22 protein-coding genes are annotated in these 20469 nt (G+C 59.8%); 15 read left to right on the top strand and 7 right to left on the bottom strand.

The window, feature by feature from the left end:
* The first annotated feature begins 5 nt into the window (after positions 1–5).
* Positions 6–470 carry a CopD family protein gene (locus ACIOU6_RS20575; RefSeq protein WP_401138748.1) on the top strand — a complete coding sequence of 155 codons (465 nt, stop codon included), beginning with the start codon at positions 6–8 and terminating at the stop codon, positions 468–470.
* Between the two features lie 79 nt (positions 471–549).
* Here the strand turns inward: ACIOU6_RS20575 and ACIOU6_RS20570 are convergent, their stop codons facing one another.
* The 4 genes from ACIOU6_RS20570 to ACIOU6_RS20555 all read right to left on the bottom strand — a co-directional run bounded on the left by ACIOU6_RS20570 (position 550) and on the right by ACIOU6_RS20555 (position 3253).
* Positions 550–1308, bottom strand: a complete 759-nt coding sequence (locus tag ACIOU6_RS20570; protein WP_221731445.1) for a collagen-like protein — start codon at positions 1306–1308, stop codon at positions 550–552.
* The gene (locus tag ACIOU6_RS20565; protein ID WP_221731446.1) at positions 1301–1582 is read right to left on the bottom strand and encodes a DUF1145 domain-containing protein; all 282 of its coding nucleotides are present in this window, start codon (positions 1580–1582) and stop codon (positions 1301–1303) included. Before ACIOU6_RS20565 ends, ACIOU6_RS20570 begins: the two co-directional genes overlap by 8 nt.
* A gap of 163 nt (positions 1583–1745) precedes the next feature.
* On the bottom strand, positions 1746–2468 hold the full coding sequence (locus ACIOU6_RS20560; RefSeq protein ID WP_339430629.1) for an OmpA family protein: 723 nt from the start codon (positions 2466–2468) through the stop codon (positions 1746–1748).
* An 89-nt stretch (positions 2469–2557) separates the two neighbouring features.
* Entirely contained in the window at positions 2558–3253 is a 696-nt protein-coding gene (locus tag ACIOU6_RS20555) for an OmpA family protein (protein ID WP_221731448.1), read from the bottom strand.
* A gap of 199 nt (positions 3254–3452) precedes the next feature.
* Between ACIOU6_RS20555 and ACIOU6_RS20550 the strand changes: the two genes are divergently transcribed.
* From ACIOU6_RS20550 to ACIOU6_RS20535, 4 genes are read left to right on the top strand one after another with little or no spacing between them, the layout of a single operon-like run.
* Positions 3453–3950, top strand: a complete 498-nt coding sequence (locus ACIOU6_RS20550; protein ID WP_401138747.1) for a DUF6231 family protein — start codon at positions 3453–3455, stop codon at positions 3948–3950.
* 2 nt (positions 3951–3952) lie between these two features.
* Positions 3953–4429 carry a YchJ family protein gene (locus ACIOU6_RS20545; protein ID WP_401138746.1) on the top strand — a complete coding sequence of 159 codons (477 nt, stop codon included), beginning with the start codon at positions 3953–3955 and terminating at the stop codon, positions 4427–4429.
* Positions 4430–4471: 42 nt separating this feature from the next.
* A complete protein-coding gene (locus ACIOU6_RS20540; RefSeq protein WP_401138745.1) occupies positions 4472–4966 on the top strand; it encodes an LEA type 2 family protein in 495 nt (164 codons plus the stop codon).
* Positions 4963–5166 carry an SEC-C metal-binding domain-containing protein gene (locus ACIOU6_RS20535; protein ID WP_003198420.1) on the top strand — a complete coding sequence of 68 codons (204 nt, stop codon included), beginning with the start codon at positions 4963–4965 and terminating at the stop codon, positions 5164–5166. Before ACIOU6_RS20540 ends, ACIOU6_RS20535 begins: the two co-directional genes overlap by 4 nt.
* Before the next feature lie 139 nt (positions 5167–5305).
* On the opposite strand, the gene ACIOU6_RS20530 is transcribed toward ACIOU6_RS20535, so the two are convergent.
* A complete protein-coding gene (locus tag ACIOU6_RS20530; RefSeq protein WP_401138759.1) occupies positions 5306–5863 on the bottom strand; it encodes a cysteine hydrolase family protein in 558 nt (185 codons plus the stop codon).
* Between the two features lie 211 nt (positions 5864–6074).
* Here ACIOU6_RS20530 and ACIOU6_RS20525 point away from each other — a divergent pair, with 211 nt between their 5' ends.
* From ACIOU6_RS20525 to pdeM, 10 genes are all read left to right on the top strand, one after another.
* The gene (locus tag ACIOU6_RS20525; RefSeq protein WP_401138744.1) at positions 6075–8522 is read left to right on the top strand and encodes a penicillin acylase family protein; all 2448 of its coding nucleotides are present in this window, start codon (positions 6075–6077) and stop codon (positions 8520–8522) included.
* A gap of 186 nt (positions 8523–8708) precedes the next feature.
* On the top strand, positions 8709–9743 hold the full coding sequence (locus ACIOU6_RS20520) for a ligase-associated DNA damage response exonuclease (RefSeq protein ID WP_221731454.1): 1035 nt from the start codon (positions 8709–8711) through the stop codon (positions 9741–9743).
* Entirely contained in the window at positions 9740–11428 is a 1689-nt protein-coding gene (locus ACIOU6_RS20515; protein ID WP_401138743.1) for an ATP-dependent DNA ligase, read from the top strand. Before ACIOU6_RS20520 ends, ACIOU6_RS20515 begins: the two co-directional genes overlap by 4 nt.
* 229 nt (positions 11429–11657) lie before the next feature.
* Positions 11658–12440 carry a transporter substrate-binding domain-containing protein gene (locus ACIOU6_RS20510; protein ID WP_221731456.1) on the top strand — a complete coding sequence of 261 codons (783 nt, stop codon included), beginning with the start codon at positions 11658–11660 and terminating at the stop codon, positions 12438–12440.
* A gap of 57 nt (positions 12441–12497) precedes the next feature.
* Positions 12498–13226 carry an ABC transporter permease gene (locus ACIOU6_RS20505; protein WP_221731457.1) on the top strand — a complete coding sequence of 243 codons (729 nt, stop codon included), beginning with the start codon at positions 12498–12500 and terminating at the stop codon, positions 13224–13226.
* Positions 13223–13933 carry an ABC transporter permease gene (locus ACIOU6_RS20500; protein ID WP_221731458.1) on the top strand — a complete coding sequence of 237 codons (711 nt, stop codon included), beginning with the start codon at positions 13223–13225 and terminating at the stop codon, positions 13931–13933. Before ACIOU6_RS20505 ends, ACIOU6_RS20500 begins: the two co-directional genes overlap by 4 nt.
* A gap of 12 nt (positions 13934–13945) precedes the next feature.
* Positions 13946–15064 (top strand): succinylglutamate desuccinylase/aspartoacylase family protein, encoded by a 1119-nt coding sequence (locus ACIOU6_RS20495; RefSeq protein ID WP_221731459.1) that lies wholly within the window; start codon positions 13946–13948, stop codon positions 15062–15064.
* Positions 15065–15077: 13 nt separating this feature from the next.
* Positions 15078–15842 carry an ABC transporter ATP-binding protein gene (locus ACIOU6_RS20490; RefSeq protein ID WP_221731460.1) on the top strand — a complete coding sequence of 255 codons (765 nt, stop codon included), beginning with the start codon at positions 15078–15080 and terminating at the stop codon, positions 15840–15842.
* A gap of 192 nt (positions 15843–16034) precedes the next feature.
* Positions 16035–18521 (top strand): ligase-associated DNA damage response DEXH box helicase, encoded by a 2487-nt coding sequence (locus ACIOU6_RS20485; protein ID WP_401138742.1) that lies wholly within the window; start codon positions 16035–16037, stop codon positions 18519–18521.
* On the top strand, positions 18521–19177 hold the full coding sequence (pdeM, locus tag ACIOU6_RS20480; protein WP_401138741.1) for a ligase-associated DNA damage response endonuclease PdeM: 657 nt from the start codon (positions 18521–18523) through the stop codon (positions 19175–19177). The genes ACIOU6_RS20485 and pdeM overlap by 1 nt, the downstream gene beginning before the upstream one ends.
* Before the next feature lie 40 nt (positions 19178–19217).
* Here pdeM and ACIOU6_RS20475 read toward each other — a convergent pair whose 3' ends face one another.
* Positions 19218–19427 (bottom strand): hypothetical protein, encoded by a 210-nt coding sequence (locus ACIOU6_RS20475; RefSeq protein ID WP_221731463.1) that lies wholly within the window; start codon positions 19425–19427, stop codon positions 19218–19220.
* 106 nt (positions 19428–19533) lie between these two features.
* Complete coding sequence (gene dcd / locus ACIOU6_RS20470) at positions 19534–20100, bottom strand: dCTP deaminase (protein ID WP_085724551.1); 567 nt, start codon at positions 20098–20100, stop codon at positions 19534–19536.
* Positions 20101–20469 lie beyond the last annotated feature (369 nt).

Here is a 20469-nt window from a genome sequence, read left to right as displayed (position 1 = left end):
CCCCAATGACACCTTTTAGCCTCGTTTATCCGCTGCATGTCCTGTCCGCTCTGGTGTGGGTCGGCGGTATGTTTTTCGCCTGGATGATCTTGCGTCCTGCGGCTGTGAAGGCTCTGGACGGGCCAAATCGGCTGACGCTGTGGGTGGAAGTGTTTCAAGGTTTTTTCCGCTGGGTCTGGGTCGCGGTGATCGTGTTGCCGATCAGCGGCGTGGGCATGTTGCATCTTCAGCAGGTCGGGTTTGAGACCGCACCGAAATATGTGCAGGTGATGATCGGGTTGTATGTGGTGATGACGGCGCTGTTTATCCGGATTCAGGGCTTGATGCTGCCTGAGTTGCGCAAAGCGGTTGAGGCCAAGGACTGGCCGGCAGGTGCGGCGGTGCTGGGGCGAATTCGCCGGGTGGTGGGGATTAATCTGCTGGTCGGGTTGGTGCTGGTGGCCGTTGCGGCGGCGCGACCTATGCTTTGATCGGTACCCATCATTTGCGCTGGATACTGTTGTGGCGAGGGTGCTTGCGCCCTCGCCACATCACTGCTGGGGTTGATCTTTAGAGGCGCTGAACAGTCACCGAGCCAGCGGCTCCAACAGGCCCAGCCTGGCCATCCGCCCCGGCCTTGCCACTCTTGCCGCCATCGGCGCGATACACCAGACAGCCCTTGGACTTGCCGCCTTTGCCGGCCTTGCCGCCAACGCCCGCTGGCCCACCAGCACCGCCTGCGACGTTGACTTTGATCAGTTCGGTCGGGAATTCACGCGGCACTTGCAGGCGCACCAACCCACCCGGTGCACCCGGCTGACCGTCGCTGCCATCGCTACCGTCGGCACCGTGTCCGGCCTGACCCCAGGTGCAGCCCGGATCTTCACCGTTGCCGCCATCAAGACCGACAAAACCTGGTGTCCCACGGCCGCCACGAGCGTCGACCAACAGTTGCGGCGCATCCAGTGCCTTGAATTGCAGATTCAGATTGCGCCCCGCACGCGCAGCTTTTTCGTAAGTCCCCGGCGCACCGCGTGCAGTGATCTGGCTGCCATCACTCAGTTCAGCGCGAACGACTTTCATGTCCAAAGCCTGTTCACCCGGGACGATAGCGATACGTGCGTCATGACCGAGGCGCAATTCACCCACGCTGAGTTCAGTCACATTCGGTGGAATCAGCAGCGTGCCGTAATCGGCCACTTCTAGTTTGTCCAACTGCAAGGTACTGGCAGTGTTGGGCAGACGCATCAGGGAGTTGGCTTCGACGCTGACCACTTGGGCACAGGCCAAAGGACTGATGAATGCAGCGAGCAGGCAGAGTTTACGCATGGGAAGAAGCCTCCGGAGCGGCCGGGGCCGGGATGGTTTGCAGGTGAAAGATGCCGAACAGCAGGATGCGGCCACGGTCGCGCCAAGGGTGCGGGCGCCCCTTGAGGCTGCGGTTGCACAGCAGCACTTCAAGCACATGGATCAGCAACAGCAGACCGCCGGCCAGATTGACCAGCAGGTGCAACGGATGTACGAACGGCATGAGCTGATTAACCAGCACCACGCAGCAGAACAGCAGGGTCAATAACCGCCCCAGCCCCCAAAACACTTTCATACGCTCCCCCGTATTGCGAATTATTCTTTGCACGCACAGTAACGGCTTCTGCGGGGGATAAGCCAGAGGGTTAAATGAAAAAAACTCGCTTGGCCGCCAAATGGCTGCCGGGTCGACGAAGATCGTCGCCCGACAGCTCTAGCTAGAGGACTTCAGCGACATGCTAACGATTGATGTGCAACTCCACTCGACGGTTTTTCGCGCGACCCTCGTCGGTGGCGTTATCGGCCACAGGCTCGCTCTCGCCACGCCCCTCACTGGTGAGTTTGTTCGGGGCCAGGCCCTGACTCAGCAGGTACGCCGCCACACTGCTGGCGCGTCGTTCCGACAATGCCTGGTTGTAGGCATCCGAACCTTTGCTGTCGGTATGACCGATCACCTTGATGCTCACCACATCAGCATTGCGCAGTTTATCCATCAGCGTATCGAGCTGGGATTTGGCCGCTGGAGTCAGATCGGACTTGTCGAAATCGAACAGTACATCGCCAGCATCGCTCAGGGTGATGACTTCAGTCTGAGGCGCAGGCTCCGGTACTTTTTCAGTCACCGGATATTGCGGCAGTGGGCAACCCCGGTGATCGACCGGCGTATTGGCCGGTGTATCGGGGCAACGGTCGCGGCGATCGAACACGCCATCGCCGTCTTCATCGCCATCCTGGGCATAACAGATCAATCCGCCGGTCAGGATCCCCAGCGCTGCGCCGCCACCGGCCCAGCCACCACTTTCGATGGCGCCTAGACCGCCACCGACCAGCCCGCCAATAAGGCTGCAGATCGGCCAAGTACGTTGATTGAGGGGGGCAGTGCCATCGCTGTGAGTAGCGCAACCGGTAAGCAAGCTGCCCAGCAGCAGTACCGGCAAGACGGACCTTGAGAAAACAGTCATTTTGAAAGCTCCTGTGTCACCGGCCCATACCGGTTACACAGGAGTAAAGACCCGCATCCGCGACTGCACAAGCCGAGGATGCGAGAGGTCTAGCGGACGATTTTGATTTCGGTACGGCGGTTTTGCGCGCGGCCGTCAGCGGTTTTGTTGTCGGCTACAGGTTGCATCTCACCCATACCGGACACCGAAACGAAGCTGGCACGCGGCACACCTTGCTGGATCAGGTATTCCACCACCGAGTGCGCACGACGGTCCGACAACTTCTGGTTGTAGGCATCGCTGCCCACGCTGTCGGTGTGACCGGTCACAGTCAGTTGCGCTGTAGAGGACTCCTGCTTCAGACGTGTGGCGACCTTGTCGAGCACTTGTTTATCAGAGCCCGTGAGCGTGGCTTTGTCGAACTGGAAGTGAACATCGCGAATGACGATGGTTTCCTCCTTGACCACTACAGCTTCTTCGACCATAGGCATCGGTGCAGGTGGAGGGCAGCCGTCAGCATCGACCTGCACGCCTTTAGGCGTGCCCGGGCACTTGTCGCGACTGTCCGGCACACCATCGCCGTCCTCATCGCCATCACCATGAACCCAGCAATAGGCCGCCGCCATGCCTCCGACGATCAGTGCACCACCTCCCGCCCACGAGGAACTCTCGGTGGCACCAAGACCGGCACCGACGACGCCACCGACCGCCGCACAGGTCGGCCAGTCGGTTTTCTGCAAACCTGCACAACCAGTCAACACACTGGTTAACAGAATCAAGGGTAACGCTGTCCGAACTATGCTCATCTGGTTTTCTCCTGAGGGATCGGCTTAGAACCGATTCAGGGAGTAAAGACCGGAGTTTTAATCTCCGCCAGCAATAGGCCATGGCTGTTTGCGACCGAGTTCACAGGACTTTGGCGCATTGGCCGCAAACCGGCGGCACACCACGCTTTGCCGCCGCCGTCAGGCAGGCTAGTCTTGGCGGTCTGATTGAGGAGCCTCGATGAACGTCGCCATTTCTTCCCGCACGCCGCAGCAGGCGTTGGCCGCTTTGCTGGATCGCTACGCCCCGGCGCGCTTGCTGCTGATCGGCGCCAGCGAGTTTCCGGCGCTGGCCGCTTTCAAACAAGCGCACCCGGACTGCTGCGTCGCCCACGCCGAACCCGGCACCTTGCCTGCCGAACTGGCGGCACAGCGCTTCGACCTGGCACTGGTGGTCGATTGCCTGGAACATTTGCCCAAGCGTGACGGCCTGAATCTTCTGGGCGGGATTCGCAACCTCAACGCCAGCCGCATCGCGGTACTGGCGGATCTGTCGGCCAGTGGCTGGCAGGAGACTGATTTCTATTCACTGGCACTGCAAGCCAGTGAGCGCTTCCAGCGTGACAATCAAGTGTTGACCCTGTTCACCTACGACCTGCTTGACTACAAACAAGTCCCCGATTGGCTTAATTCTCGGTTCTGGGCCAATCCGGAAAACTTCGGGAAATACTGGTGGTAACAATGAGTACAGCTATTTGCCCTTGCGGCAGCGGCAATCTACTGGATGCCTGCTGCGGTCACTATCACGCCGGCCTCCCGGCGCCGTGCGCCGAAGCCTTGATGCGCTCGCGTTACAGCGCCTATGTGCTGGGGCTGATCGACTATCTGGTGGCGACCACCCTGCCCGCCCAGCAATCGGGCCTTGATCGTCAGTCGATCAGCACCTGGAGCGCACAAAGCACCTGGCTGGGTCTCGACGTCGAAAACTCGGAAGTCTTCGGCGGCCAGCCGGAACATGCCTTCGTCACCTTCACCGCACGCTGGCACGACAGCCAGGGCGAACACAGTCACCGCGAGCGCTCCTCGTTTGTGCAGAACGCCGGGCGCTGGTACTTCATCGACCCGACCGTGCAATTGAAGCTGGGCCGTAATGACAGTTGCCCATGCGCCAGCGGGCAAAAGTTTAAAAAGTGCTGCGCGGGGTATTTCGGCGCGTAAATCCGCCGGCGGCTAGACTGAGGTGAAAGGGAGTTTTACGCGATGCTCAGTCAATGGCGCACATTTCAGGTTTTTTCTCTGATGCTGATCCTGAACCTGGGCGGTTGCGCCTCGTGGTTCAGTGATGTCAGCGTCGACCCCGCCGTGCATCTGGTCAAAGTCGAAGTGGTGCGCGCCAAGTTGCTTGAGCAGAAATTCATCCTGCACTTTCGCATCGACAACCCCAACAGCAGTGACTTGACCGTGCGCGGCCTGGAATACCGCATCCATTTGGCTGACATGCTGCTGACCGAGGGTGCGTATGAACGCTGGATCACTGTCGGGCCCAAACGCAGCGCTTTCTACAAAGTGCCGATTCGCACCAACTTGTGGCCACAAGTCAAAGAGGTGGTGAAAATGCTGAAAAGGCCGAACCAGCAGATTCCTTATCGATTGCAGGGCGACATGGAAACCGGCTTATTCATCGCCCACTACGTGCACCTTGAGCGTAATGGCGTGATAATCCCCGCCGATTTAATTCCGGAGCAACACCGATGACTCAGCAACCTCATGTCCATGGCCCTGACTGCAACCACGACCATGACCATCACCACGATCACGACCATGGCCATGTCCACGGCCCGAACTGCGGCCACGCCCACCAGGAACCGGTGCGCAACGCCCTGAAAGACGTCGGACGCAACGACCCTTGCCCATGCGGCAACGGCAAGAAATTCAAGAAGTGCCACGGCGCTTGATGCCTCAGGCGCAGATCTTCTTTGCCTGAAATTCGCCATCGCGAGCAGGCTCACGCCTACAGGTTAATCAACGTCAGTCGCCATTTTTGTTTGCATCGCGATCCTTGTGGGAGCGGGCTTGCCAGCTCCCACAGGTCTCTCAGGCGATGGCCAGAATCCGGCCTGAGCTGACCACCGTCGCATACTCCCCATCCATATTCCCCAGCGACATCCCGTGTACCTCCTGGGCTGAACGCGGCGTACCGAAATAATCGACCTTGTCGAAGGTGAAACACGCATCCTCCGCGACCCACGCCTCGAACCCCAGATTGCCCGCCGAGCGCGCAGTCGATTCCACCGAATTGTTGGTCGCCACACCCACGATGATCAATTGTCCGATCCGCGCTTCACGCAACCGCGCCTCAAGCCCCGTGCCACAAAATGCATCCGGGACCTGTTTCTGAATCAGCCACTCGCCATCCTGCGGCACAAACCTTGCCTGAAACTCCACTCCGGACTGCTCGGGCCAGAACACTGATTCCGGCGAGCGCGACAAGTGCTGCACATGAATCACCGGTCGCCCACTGCTACGCCAAATGCCCAACAAATCAAGGATTCGCGCTTCAGCGTCAGGATTATTGCGCCGCCCCAAGCGCGGATGCAGGATGCCTTTTTGCTGGTCGATGATGATCAGTGCGGCGTTGGCCTGAAGTTCCATGGCGATTTTTCTCACGCGGTTCATAGAATAATGCGCACTTGAGCATCCCCCCCTTCCTCAAAGCAAGCTATTGAACGCCACGGGATGACCTGATGCCGGGGTTTGCCGTCCGCCATAAATCTCGAAATAACCCCCGCCCCCGCTTGCGCGGCATCCTCCTGCTCACTAACGTAGCGCCTTTACTGACGCTACCCCCCGCAGGAGCTTTGCCATGGCCTCGCCAGCCCTTACACATTTTCTTCCCCGGTTCGGCGTTGCCGCAGCAGTGGCCAGTGTTTTGGGCCTGTCCGGTTGCCAGACCTGGAACGCTCAGGACAGCCTCCCGCCCACCTCCGGCGTGCAACCGCTCAAGGGTCTGGCGCAGAACGTTTCGGTGCGGCGCAATGCCATGGGCATGCCGTTGATCGAAAGCAACAGTTTCCACGACGCGCTGTTCAGCCTCGGCTATGTGCATGCCAGCGATCGCATCAACCAAATGGTCACGCTGCGTCTGTTGGCTCAGGGCCGTCTGGCGGAAATGTCCGGCGCCTCGATGCTGGATGCCGACCGCTACATGCGCGCCGTCAACCTGAAGAAAAGTGCCGGCGAGTTGTATAAAGCCTCGTCGCCACGGCTCAAGCGCTTCTTCGAAGTCTATGCCCGGGGCGTCAACGCCTACCTGTTCCGCTACGCCGACAAATTGCCGGGGGATCTCGCCTCCAGCGGTTACAAGCCTGAATACTGGAAACCGGAAGATTCGGCGCTGATTTTTGCGCTGCTGAATTTCAGCCAGTCGGCCAACCTGCCGCAAGAGATCTCGTCGCTGGTCCTGGCGCAAACCGTGACCAGCGACAAACTTGCCTGGCTGACCCCCTCCGCACCGGACGAGAACCTGCCGCTGGCTGAAGCCGACAAGCTCAAAGGGCTCAAGCTCAACGGGCAAATACCGGGACTGACCGAACTGAGTAACACCAGCCAGCAGCTATCGGCACTGAACCTGCTCGGCGCCACCTCTTCGAACAACTGGGCAATGGCCCCGCAACGCAGCCGCAGCGGCAAAAGCCTGCTGGCCAGCGACAGCCATGGGCCGCTGGCTGCGCCGTCGTTGTGGACCTTTGTACAAATCCGCGCGCCGAAATATCAGGCCGCGGGCGTCACCGTCGCCGGTTTGCCGATGGTCCTCGGTGGCTTCAACGGCAAAGTGGCGTGGAGCCTGAGCAGCGTGCTCGGCGACAACCAAGACCTGTTTCTGGAAAAGATCCGTCGTCAGGGCAGTAGCCTGACCTATGAGGTCAACGGCAAATGGCAGCCGCTGGGCGTGCGCAACGAAACCTACTTCGTCAAAGGCCAGCGGCCGATTCGCGAAGCGGTGTACGAAACCCGTCACGGCGCCTTGCTCAATAGCGCCCAGGCGGCACAAGGCAACGGTTTTGGCCTGGCCTTGCAGACGCCGAGTTTTACCGACGACAAATCCCTGGACGCGTTTTTTGACCTGAGCCGTGCGCAAAATGTTGAGCGCGCCTCGGACGCGAGCCGGGAAATCCGCGCGATCGCGCTGAATCTGGTGTTCGCCGACGCCAGCAACATCGGCTGGCAAGTCACCGGGCGTTTCCCCAACCGTCGTGAAGGCGAAGGCCTGCTGCCATCGCCGGGCTGGGAAGGCCGTTACGATTGGGACGGTTACGCCGACCCCATGCTACATCCCTACGATCAGGATCCGGCGCAGGGCTGGCTTGGCACCGCCAACCAACGTGTCATCCCCCACGGTTACGGCATGCAGTTGTCCAACTCCTGGGCCGCGCCGGAGCGTGGCGAACGCTTGGCCGAACTGGCCGGCAGCGGCAAACACGACAGTCGCAGCGTGATTGCGATGCAATACGACCAGACCACCACGTTCGCCGCCAAACTGAAAAAGGTGTTCGAAGCACCGGGTATGAAACAACCGCTGAAACAAGCCATCGACGCCTTGCCGCCAATCGAACGCGGCAAGGCCCGTGAAGCCTTTAGCCGGCTGATGGCGTTCGACGGCAAGCTCAGCCCGACGTCCGCCGACGCGGCGATCTACGAACTGTTCCTGCAAGAAAGCATGAAACAGATCTTCCTCGACGAACTCGGTCCCGAGTCCAGCCCGGCGTGGAAAGCGTTTATTGCCAATGGAAACTTATCCTACGCAGCCCAAGCGGATCATCTGCTGGGACGCGAGGACAGTCCGTTCTGGGATGACATCCGCACGGCGCAGAAAGAGGATAAAGCGGTGATTCTCGCCCGCAGCCTGGCCGCAGCGATTACCGCCGGCGACAGTCAGTTGGGTGGCGATCACAAGGCTTGGCAGTGGGGCAAATTGCACAGCTACGCGTGGAAGAATGCCAATGGCCAGACCATTCGTGGGCCGCTGGCGGCGGGCGGCGATCACACGACGTTGAACACGGCGGCGTTTACCTGGGGTCAGGACTTCAGCACCACCCGTGCGCCGTCGATGCGGTTTATCGTCGACTTCGGCCAGGCCGAACCGCTGATGGGGCAAAACGGTACGGGCCAGTCGGGCAATCCGGTCAGCCCGAATTACCTCAACGGGATTGATGCATGGCTCAAGGGCCAGTACATCGGTTTGCCGATGCAACCGCAGAACTTTGAGCGGGTTTACGGCAAGACGCGCTTGACCCTCACGCCCGGCAAATAAAACGCCGTCCCCTGTGGGAGTGGGCTTGCTCGCGAAAGCACTGTGTCAGTACGAAATATCTCGACTGACACGACACCCTCGCGAGCAAGCCCACAATGGCTTTGTGCCCCACGCACTAAAAAATCCATAGAACTTCTGACCACGCCCAAACCTCATAGCTAACAAGCCCTCCATTCTGGTAACGACATGGATCTTGTTATTGCCCGCCCTGAAGGTTTGTACTGCCCCGCCGGGGATTTTTACATCGACCCGTGGCGGCCGGTCGAACGCTCGGTGATCACCCATGCCCATGGCGATCACGCTCGCACCGGCAACCAGCATTACCTGGCCAGCAGCGCCAGCGAAGGCATCCTGCGCGCCCGCCTCGGCCAGGACATCCACCTGCAAACCCTCGAATACGGTCAGCGTCTGACCCACCACGGCGTCACCCTGAGCTTTCATCCTGCCGGCCACGTACTCGGCTCGGCTCAAATACGCCTGGAATACGGCGGCGAAGTCTGGGTCGCGTCGGGCGATTACAAGATCGAGCCGGACGGTACCTGCCAGCCGTTCGAACCGGTGCGCTGCCACACGTTCATCACCGAATCGACCTTCGGCCTGCCGATCTACCGCTGGCAACCGCAGGCGCAGGTGTTCAGCGAGATCAATCAATGGTGGTCGGCCAACATCGCCGCCGGCAAAGCCAGCGTGTTGTTTTGTTACTCATTCGGCAAAGCCCAACGGATTCTCCATGGCATCGATGAAACACTCGGCCCGATCCTCAGCCACGGCGCTGTGGAGCCACTGAACCGGGTTTACCGCGACGCTGGCGTGTACCTGCCGCCGACGATCTATGCCGGTGACCTGAAAAAGAACGACCCGATCATGCGTCAGGCCTTGGTCATTGCTCCGCCCTCGGCCGGTGGCAGCAGTTGGATGCGGCGTTTCGGTGAATTCAGCGACGGTTTCGCCAGCGGCTGGATGCGTCTGCGCGGCACCCGCCGACGGCGCGGGGTCGATCGCGGTTTCGTGCTGTCCGATCACGCCGACTGGCCCGGCCTGCTCTGGGCGATCAATCAGACCGGCGCCGAACGGGTGATGGTTACCCACGGCTCGATTGGCGTCCTGGTGCGCCATCTGCGTGAACAAGGTCTGGATGCTCAAGGCTTCAACACCGAATACGGCGATGACGAAGAAGAAAACATCACCGCCGAACCGACCATTGCCGAGACGTCTGCATGAAAGCCTTCGCCGAGTTGTACGCCCAACTCGACGCAACCACGTCGAGCAACGCCAAACTGGCGGCGATGCAAGCCTACTTCGCCCAGGCAACACCGCAAGATGCGGCGTGGGCGGTGTACTTTCTGTCCGGCGGACGCCCTCGGCAACTGGTCCCGGTGCGCATTCTGCGTGAACGCGCGGTCGGGGTGTCCGGCCTGGAACCCTGGCTGTTCGAGGAAAGCTATCAATCGGTAGGCGATCTGGCGGAAACCATTTCGCTGGTGCTTCCAGAAAATCCACACAGCTCCGATGCCGGACTCGCTGAATGGATCGAGGACAAATTGCTGCCGCTGCGCGGTGAAACCCCGGACTACCTGTCCCGGCAACTGCCGGCGCTGTGGGGGCAACTGGATCGACCGAGCCTGATGTTGTGCATCAAGTTGATCACCGGCAGTTTGCGCGTCGGCGTGTCGAAATTATTGGTGACACGGGCGTTGGCCTCAATGGCCGGCCTGGACAGCAAGCGCATAGCGCAACGACTGGTCGGTTACACCGACCAGTCCAACCGACCGAACGCCGCCAGCTATCTGAAATTGATCGCGCCAGAATCTGCCGATGAACATGCTCAGCGCGGCGGTCAGCCGTACCCGTTTTTCCTTGCTCATGCTTTGTCGCAACCGGTTGAAGCGTTTGAGGGGCAGATCGGGCCTGCCAGTCATTGGCAAGTGGAATGGAAGTGGGACGGCATTCGTGCGCAAGTGATCAAGCGTGACAGCCGCTTGTGGGTCTGGTCGCGGGGCGAAGAGTTGGTGACTGAGCGCTTTCCCGAACTTGATGCGCTGGTACACGGCCTGCCCGATGGCACGGTGATCGATGGCGAAATCGTGGTATGGAAAAGCACCCATCCGAGCACTGAAGACGCCTTCGATCCGCAATCGCCAGAGCCGCCAGCGGTGCAACCGTTCGCCCTGCTGCAACAGCGGATCGGCCGCAAAACCCTTGACCGGAAAATTCTCCAAGAGGTGCCGGTGGTGGTGCTTGCCTACGACCTTTTGGAATGGCAGGGCGAAGACTGGCGCAACCAGCCGCAAGCCAAGCGCCGCGCCCAATTGGAAGAGGTCATTGCGCGCTGCAACAGCCCGGTGTTGCTGGCCTCGCCGGTGTTGACCGGCACCGATTGGTCTGACCTCGCCCGCCAGCGCGAAGCCTCCCGCCGATTAGGCGTCGAGGGCATGATGCTCAAGGCACGCGACGGCTTGTATGGCGTCGGTCGCACCAAGGACATGGGCGTTTGGTGGAAGTGGAAGGTCGATCCGTTCAGTGTCGATGCGGTGTTGATCTATGCGCAGCGCGGTCATGGGCGGCGCGCCAGCCTCTACAGCGATTACACCTTTGCCGTGTGGGACGGGCCGCCGGAGTCGAGTCAACGGGCGTTAGTGCCGTTCGCCAAGGCCTATTCCGGGCTGACCGACGCAGAAATGCGCGAAGTCGACAGCATCGTACGCAAGACCACCGTGGAGAAATTCGGCCCGGTCAGCAGCGTCAAACCGAGTCTGGTATTTGAACTGGGTTTCGAAGGGATCGCCCTGTCACGCCGGCATAAAAGCGGGATTGCGGTGCGGTTCCCAAGGATGCTGCGCTGGCGCCAGGACAAAACCGTAGAAGAAGCGGACAGTCTGGCAACGCTGCAAGACTTGCTGGCCTGACTGGATCAGTACCACGCCGCGCGTCGACGCCATTTGAACCGATTTGGTGCAAGGTATTTACGGCGCCCGTTTCTGTGCACCAATCACTCTCTCCTCTCCCTTCCCCAACCTTTTAAAACACTTGTTCGGGACTGTGGTTCGGAAATTGCTACTTTTAATGGGTCGTACGCGTTCCAGTAACAATAATTCTGCGCCACAAGCGCTCATATTGGTTCTTAGGGATTGAATAATGAAAAAAGCATTGCTGACCCTTTCTGCACTGGCGTTGTGCATGGCCGCCGGCTCCGCGCTGGCCAAGGAATACAAAGAGTTGCGCTTTGGCGTTGACCCTTCGTACGCACCGTTTGAGTCGAAAGCGGCCGACGGCAGCCTGGTGGGCTTCGACATCGACCTGGGCAACGCGATCTGCGCCGAACTGAAGGTCAAGTGCAAGTGGGTCGAAAGTGACTTCGACGGCATGATTCCGGGCCTCAAGGCCAATAAATTCGACGGTGTGATCTCGTCGATGACCGTGACCCCGGCCCGTGAAAAAGTCATCGACTTCTCCAGCGAACTGTTCTCCGGTCCGACCGCTTATGTGTTCAAGAAAGGTTCTGGCGTCACAGCAGACGTTGCGTCCCTGAAGGGCAAAACCGTGGGCTACGAGCAAGGCACCATTCAGGAAGCCTATGCCAAAGCCGTTCTGGACAAGGCAGGCGTGAAAACCCAGGCCTATCAGAACCAGGATCAGGTGTATTCCGACCTGACGTCCGGCCGTCTCGACGCCGGCATCCAGGACATGCTGCAAGCCGAACTGGGCTTTTTGAAGTCGCCACAGGGCGCCGATTATGACGTCAGCAAGCCAGTGGACAGCGAATTGCTGCCAGCCAAAACCGCTGTCGGTATTAAGAAAGGTAACACTGCGCTGAAGGCACTTTTGGATAAAGGTATCAAAGCGTTACACGATGATGGCACCTACGCCACCATCCAGAAGAAACACTTTGGCGATCTGAATCTGTACAGCGGCAAATAACACCCCGGCGCCCATCACTCGATGGGCGCCTTTTCCACCCGCTCAGGTTGCTGATTTATGTTTGAAACCCTCCTACAAAATCTGGGGCTCTCTGCCTTCAGCCTCAAAGGCTTCGGTCCTTTGCTGTTGGAAGGCACCTGGATGACCATCAAATTATCGGCGATGTCGCTGCTGGTGGCCGTGTTGCTCGGCCTGATCGGCGCCAGTGCCAAGCTGTCAAAAGTCAAACTGGTGCGTCTGCCCGCCCAGATCTACACCACGCTGATTCGCGGGGTGCCCGACCTGGTGCTGATGCTGCTGATTTTCTATAGCCTGCAAACCTGGCTGACGTTGCTCACCGATTATCTGGAATGGGACTACATCGAGATTGACCCGTTCAGCGCCGGGGTCCTGACCCTGGGCTTCATTTATGGCGCGTATTTCACTGAGACCTTCCGTGGCGCAATCCTCGCGGTGCCACGCGGCCAGGTTGAAGCAGCCACCGCCTATGGCCTCAAACGCGGCCAGCGTTTTCGCCTGGTGGTGTTCCCGCAGATGATGCGCTTCGCCCTCCCCGGGATCGGCAACAACTGGATGGTGATGCTCAAGGCCACCGCGCTGGTGTCGATCATCGGCTTGGCCGATTTGGTCAAAGCCGCGCAGGACGCCGGCAAAAGCACCTATCAACTGTTCTACTTTCTGGTACTCGCCGCGTTGATCTATCTGCTGATCACCAGCGCCTCGAACTTCATCCTGCGCTGGCTCGAACGCCGGTATGCCGCCGGCTCCCGGGAGGCCGTACGATGATCGAACTTCTACAGCAATACTGGAAACCCTTCCTTTATACCGACGGCAACAACATCACCGGGCTGGCGATGACGATGTGGCTGCTCAGCGCCTCGATCTTCATCGGATTCTTCGCATCCATTCCGCTGTCGATCGCTCGGGTCTCCACGCACTTCTACATCCGCTGGCCAGTGCAGTTCTACACCTACCTGTTCCGGGGCACGCCGCTGTATATCCAGTTGCTGATTTGCTACACCGGCATCTACAGCCTGGCCGCCGTACGCGCGCAGCCCATTCTCGACAGCTTCTTTCGCGATGCGATGAACTGCACGATTCTAGCCTTTGCCCTGAACACTTGTGCCTACACCACGGAGATTTTCGCCGGGGCGATTCGCAGCATGAACCACGGCGAAGTCGAAGCGGCCAAAGCTTACGGTCTGACAGGGTGGAAGCTGTATGCCTACGTGATCATGCCCTCGGCGCTACGCCGCTCGTTGCCTTATTACAGCAACGAAGTGATCCTGATGCTGCACTCGACCACCGTGGCCTTCACCGCGACCGTCCCTGACATTTTGAAAGTGGCCCGGGACGCCAACTCGGCGACCTTCCTGACGTTTCAGTCGTTCGGCATCGCCGCGCTGATCTACCTGACCATTACTTTCGCGCTGGTCGGCCTGTTCCGCCTCGCCGAACGCCGATGGCTGGCCTTCCTCGGGCCGACCCACTAGGACTTAGCTCAAATGCGCCACCAGATACATGACTTGCTGGCCCCGCTGCCGGGGACCGCACGACAGATTCACAGTTTTCACTTCGGCCCGGAGCAGGCCAAAGGCAAGGTCTACATCCAGTCTTCGCTGCACGCCGACGAACTGCCTGGGATGCTCGTGGCCTGGCACCTCAAGCAGCGCCTGAAGGAGCTCGAAGCCGCCGGGCGCCTGCGCAGCGAAATCGTGCTGGTGCCGGTGGCCAACCCGGTTGGCCTCGAACAAGTGCTGATGGACGTGCCGCTGGGCCGCTACGAACTGGAGAGCGGGCAGAACTTCAACCGCTGGTTCGTCGACCTGAGCGAAGAAATCGGCAACGACATCGAGGCCAGGCTGAGCGACGACCCGCAGCGCAACCTCGAGCTGATCCGCGCCAGCCTGCGCAGCGCCCTCGCCCGCCAGACCGCCAGCACGCAACTGCAATCCCAGCGCCTGATCCTGCAACGACTGGCTTGCGATGCGGACATGGTGCTCGACCTGCATTGCGACTTCGAATCGGTGGTTCACCTCTACACCACGCCCGAAGCGTGGCCGCAGGTCGAGCCTCTGGCGCGTTACATCGAATCCCAGGCCAGTCTGTTGGCCACCGATTCCGGCGGTCAGTCGTTCGATGAATGCTTCACCCTGCTCTGGTGGCAACTCAAAGAACGTTTCGGCGAACACTTCGAGATTCCGCTGGGCAGTTTCTCGGTGACTGTGGAGTTGCGCGGCCAGGGCGATGTCAATCACCCGATGGCCAGCCGCGACTGCCAGGCGCTGCTCGATTATCTGGTGCAGTTCGATGCGATCGTTGGCGAAACCAAGCCGCAGCCGCCACTGCCGTTCCCCGCCACGCCACTGGCCGGGGTGGAACCAGTGACCACGCCAGTCGGCGGCCTGTTGGTGTATTGCGCCACCGCAGGGCAATACCTGGAGGCCGGCCAGCAGATCGCCGAAATCATTGACCCGATCAACGACCGGATCACCCCCATTCATTGCACCACTGCCGGCCTGATGTACGCCCGCTCACTGCGGCGCATGGCCACCGCCGGCATGGTGATCGCCCACGTCGCGGGCGCCGAAGCCTATCGCAGCGGCTACCTACTTTCGCCTTGAGGATGTCTGTCCCATGTACAAACTGACCGTTGAAAACCTGCACAAAAGCTATGGCGACCATCAGGTGCTCAAAGGTGTTTCGCTCAAGGCCAAGACTGGCGACGTGATCAGCCTGATCGGCGCCAGCGGCTCGGGCAAAAGTACCTTTTTGCGCTGTATCAATTTTCTCGAACAACCCAATCAAGTCGCGATGAGTCTCGACGACCAAGCGATTCGCATGGTCACCGACCACCATGGCATGCATGTGGCTGATGCCGATGAACTGCAACGCCTGCGCACGCGCCTGGCGATGGTGTTCCAGCATTTCAACCTGTGGAGCCACATGACCGTGCTGGAAAACATCACCATGGCCCCGCGCCGGGTGCTGGGCTGCAGCAAACAGGAAGCCGAAGACCGTGCCCGACGTTATCTGGACAAGGTCGGCCTGCCAGCGCGGGTGGCGGATCAGTACCCGGCGTTTCTGTCGGGCGGCCAGCAACAGCGTGTGGCGATTGCCCGCGCGCTGGCGATGGAGCCGGAAGTCATGCTGTTCGATGAACCGACTTCGGCGCTGGATCCGGAGTTGGTGGGCGAGGTACTGAAGGTGATTCAGGGGCTGGCTGAAGAAGGCCGGACCATGATCATGGTGACCCACGAAATGAGCTTCGCCCGCAAAGTCTCCAGTCAGGTCCTGTTTTTGCACCAAGGACTGGTCGAAGAGGAAGGCGCGCCTGAAGACGTGCTGGGCAATCCGAAAAGCGAGCGCCTCCAACAATTCCTCAGCGGCAACCTCAAATAACCTGCACACATAAAACCGGTGGGAGCGAGCCTGCTCGCGAAAGCGAACTGTCAGTCAACGATGATGTTGAATGTGACGACGTCTTCGCGAGCCGGCTCGCTGCCACAAGGGTATTCATCTACTGACGAAATTAAACTTGTTAGCGGGCACCGCGGTCACTGGAATAACCCCTCCAGAGTGCGCGCAGCCCGCATGGCGAAATCCCCCGACCTCGCAAAAACCTGGTTCAGCGCCCGAAACTGGAAGCCCTTCGCGTTCCAGAAACAGGTGTGGGCCGCTGTCAAAAACGGCGAATCCGGTTTGCTCCATGCCAGCACCGGCGCCGGTAAAACCTATGCCGTGTGGTTTGCGGCACTCAATCGTTTCGCCAGATCCGCGCCAACCGTCGAAACATCGCGCAAACGCAAACCGCTGGCCGAACCGCTGACCGTGCTGTGGATCACGCCGATGCGCGCCCTCGCCGCCGACACCGCGCGCGCCTTGCAAATGCCTGTCGATGATTTACACATTCCCTGGAGCATCGGCCTGCGCACAGGCGACACCGCCAGCAGCGAACGTGCCCGTCAGAGTCGACGCCTGCCCACCACGCTGATCACCACGCCGGAGAGTCTGACGCTGCTGCTCGCCCGCGCTGACGCACAAACTGCGCTCTCAACCCTGCGTATGGTGGTTGTCGATGAATGGCACGAACTACTCGGTAACAAACGCGGCGTGCAATTGCAATTGGCCCTCGCCCGCCTGCGCCACTGGCAAGCCGACCTGATCGTCTGGGGCGTCTCCGCCACGCTGGGTAATCAATCCCACGCAGGACAAGTGCTGATCCCACAGCGCGGTGGCGTGAGTATTCAGGGCCAGGGCGAAAAATCCCTGACAGTCGACACCCTCCTCCCCCCGACCATCGAACGTTTTCCATGGGCGGGGCATATCGGTCTGAAGATGCTGCCGCAGGTGGTCGCCGAACTCGATGCCTGCGCCAGCAGCCTGGTGTTCACCAACACCCGGGCGCAGTCGGAAATCTGGTATCAGGCGTTGCTTGAGGCGCGCCCGGACTGGGCCGGGTTGATCGCTTTGCACCATAGTTCGCTGTCCCGCGACACACGCGATTGGGTTGAGCAGGCGCTGAAGGACGGGCAACTCAAAGCCGTGGTGTGTACGTCAAGCCTGGATCTGGGCGTGGACTTCCTGCCGGTAGAGCGCGTGCTGCAAATCGGCTCAGCCAAGGGCGTGGCACGTCTGATGCAGCGCGCCGGGCGATCTGGCCACGCACCGGGGCGCACTTCACGGGTAACGCTGGTGCCGACGCACAGCCTTGAACTGATCGAGGCCGCCGCCGCTCGCGATGCCGTGGAACAAAGACAAATTGAACCGCGATGGTCGCCGCATCAACCGCTGGATGTGCTGGTGCAGCATGTGGTCAGCATGGCACTGGGGGGCGGATTTATACCCGAAGCGTTGTACGAAGAAGTCCGTGGCGCTTGGGCTTATCGCGACCTCACACCCGTCGAATGGGCCTGGGCGCTGGCTTTCGTACGCCATGGAGGCATGTCTCTGACGGCTTATCCGGATTACCGCCGGGTCGAACCGGATGAGCATGGCGTCTGGCGCGTGCCCGATGCGCGACTGGCGCGGCGGCACCGCATGAGCATCGGCACCATCGTCAGCGACGCGAGCATTCAGTTGAAGTTCTGGAGCAAGGGCGGCGGTGGCAAGCCATTGGGCAGCGTCGAAGAAGGCTTCATTGCCCGCCTTAAACCGGGTGATGGTTTTCTGTTCGCCGGACGCTTGCTGGAACTGGTGCGCGTGGAAAACATGACCGCTTACGTCAAACGCAGCGCCGCTAAAAAAGCCGCCGTACCACGCTGGAACGGCGGACGCATGCCGCTTTCCAGTGAACTGGCGCAAGCGGTGGTGACGCGCTTGAGCGCCGCCGCGCAAGGTGAGTTTGCCGGCCCGGAGATGCAGGCACTGCGCCCCCTGCTGGAAACGCAGGCGCGCGCCTCTGGCTTGCCCACGACCCGCCATCTGCTGACCGAAGCGCTGAAATCCCGTGAAGGCTGGCACCTGTTTCTCTACCCGTTCGCCGGAAGACAAGTGCATCTGGGGCTTGCAAGCCTGCTCGCCTGGCGCGTCAGTCAGCGTCAGCCGCTGACATTCTCGATTGCCGTCAATGACTACGGGCTGGAATTGCTCAGCGCTACGCCGATCGATTGGGCAGAACACCTGAACGTCGAGTTATTCAATTGCGATCATCTGTTAGCCGACGTTCTGGCCAGTCTCAACGCCGGAGAACTGGCCTTGCGGCGCTTTCGGGAAATCGCCCGGATCGCCGGACTGGTGTTCGCCGGTTATCCAGGCGCACCGAAAAGTACCCGCCAAGTGCAAGCCTCCAGCGGATTATTCTTCGAAGTGTTCAAACAATATGACGCCGACAACCTGCTGCTGGCGCAAGCCGGGGAAGAAGTCCTACGTGAGGAACTGGATATTCGCAGGCTGGAACAGACGCTGGAGCGCCTCCAAGGAATGAAACTGGACATGCACCGGATTAAACGCCCTACGCCCCTGGGGTTTCCCCTATTGGTGGAACGTATGCGCGAGCGCATGAGTTCGGAAAAACTCGCTGACCGTATCAGACGGATGGTCGGCGACCTGGAGCAATCTACCGACACGGGCAAACGCTGATGAGTACGCTCTACCCTGTGCATCTGGCCGGTGAAGAACTCTGGCTATTGCCGGAAAAAGCCCTGTATTGGCCGGCACAACAGGCGCTGCTCATCGCCGATGTCCATTTTGGCAAGGCTGCCGCCTATCGCAGCCTCGGGCAGCCCGTTCCGCAGGGCACGACGGCGAGCAATATCGCGATGCTCGATCGACTGCTGAGCCAGCATCCCTGTCGGCAACTCATTTTTCTGGGTGATTTCCTTCATGGTCCGGGCTCTCATTCGCCCGGCACATTGAACGCGCTGGCGCAATGGCGAGCACGCCACGCTGATCTGCCGATGACGCTGATCCGTGGCAATCACGACAAACGTGCGGGCGATCCACCAGCGGCGCTTAACATCAGAGTGGTTGCAGAACCGATGCTACTCGGGCCGTTTGCCTTGCAGCATGAACCGATTCCTCATCACGAAAGACATGTGCTGGCCGGTCATGTGCACCCGGTTTATCGGCTACATGGCAAGGGCCGGCAGAGTTTGCGTTTGGCGTGTTTCAGCGTGGGCGAACGCGTCAGTTTGATGCCGGCGTTCGGCGCGTTCACCGGCGGTTATCCGATCAAACGAGATGACAACTGCAGGATATTTGTCATCGGCGATAACGAAATATGGCCCGTCAGTTGAAGCCTTCGTGGACTTCAAATGACTGGCCACCGCATGTGAGTCAGGCAACTGGCGCCGGAGGTGGCTCGTCGGGAAGCGTCGGCTCACCCGGCTCGGTCGGTTGTTCGTTGGGGGTATCAGGATCGGGCTGACCGGGAATTCCGCCCGCCATGCTCAGAGTCGGGTGTGCCAACAAGGACCAGGCTAAAACGCCAACCTGATTGGGCTCAAGCCTTGCCAGTTCGGCAGTGATATGCGGATCGATCTTCATGGAACACTCCTCAGCGAAGGCCCGTTTTGCCAGAAACAAAAACGGGCAGTACACCCCATAGAGTGTCTGCCCGCCAAAGAATTCCCGACATCCGCCGGATGGACGATCAGGTACGCGGCAGAGTGACGCCACGCTGGCCCTGATACTTGCCGCCGCGGTCCTTATAGGACACTTCACATTCCTCGTCGGACTCAAGGAACAGCATCTGCGCCACGCCTTCGTTGGCGTAGATTTTTGCCGGCAGGTTAGTGGTGTTGGAAAACTCCAACGTCACGTGGCCCTCCCACTCCGGCTCAAGCGGCGTGACGTTGACGATGATGCCGCAGCGCGCGTAGGTGCTTTTACCCAAGCAGATGGTCAATACGTTGCGCGGAATGCGGAAGTATTCGACCGTGCTGGCCAGGGCGAAGGAGTTCGGTGGAATGATGCAGACATCGCTGTGGATATCGACGAAGCTGCCAGCGTCGAAGTTTTTCGGGTCGACGATGGCGGAATTGATGTTGGTGAACACCTTGAAGTGGCTGGTGCAACGCACATCGTAGCCGTAGCTCGACACACCGTAGGAGATCACCCGGCTGTCGTCGCTGCCGCGCATCTGGCGTTCGACGAACGGTTCGATCATGCCGTGTTCCTGCGCCATGCGGCGAATCCACTTGTCCGATTTGATGCTCATGGCGGGTGTCCTGAATAGCGAGGTGGAAAAATTCTGTCCGGCATCTTACCGGGCGCGCCGCCGGGTTCAAAGTGCGCGCTGCAATTCTCGCCGAACACGCTGAAAATAAGGGTTCTGGCGACGAACTGTCGCACCGCCGATCCTTAAAACAGAGAAACCTTCGCAAGAAGCATTGGCACGTTCGGCAAAAAGGGTTAAGGTGGCGCCACTGTGCTGCTTGTGTCACTGAGAATCTCTACACGATATGTTGAATTTCGATCCAACCATCTACAAGAATTTTTCCTGCTCTTTGCACTCAGTCTCGGCCAGGGTTCTTCCTGCGTCGCAGTTATCTTTGTTCAAGGAGCAGGAAAAATTCTTGTAGATGGT

The sequence above is a fragment of the Pseudomonas sp. NPDC087615 genome, assembly GCF_044743445.1.
GTDB lineage: Bacteria > Pseudomonadota > Gammaproteobacteria > Pseudomonadales > Pseudomonadaceae > Aquipseudomonas > Aquipseudomonas baetica_A.
The sequence above is the reverse complement of the archived record's forward strand: the minus strand, read 5'-3'. Positions and strand labels throughout refer to the sequence as shown.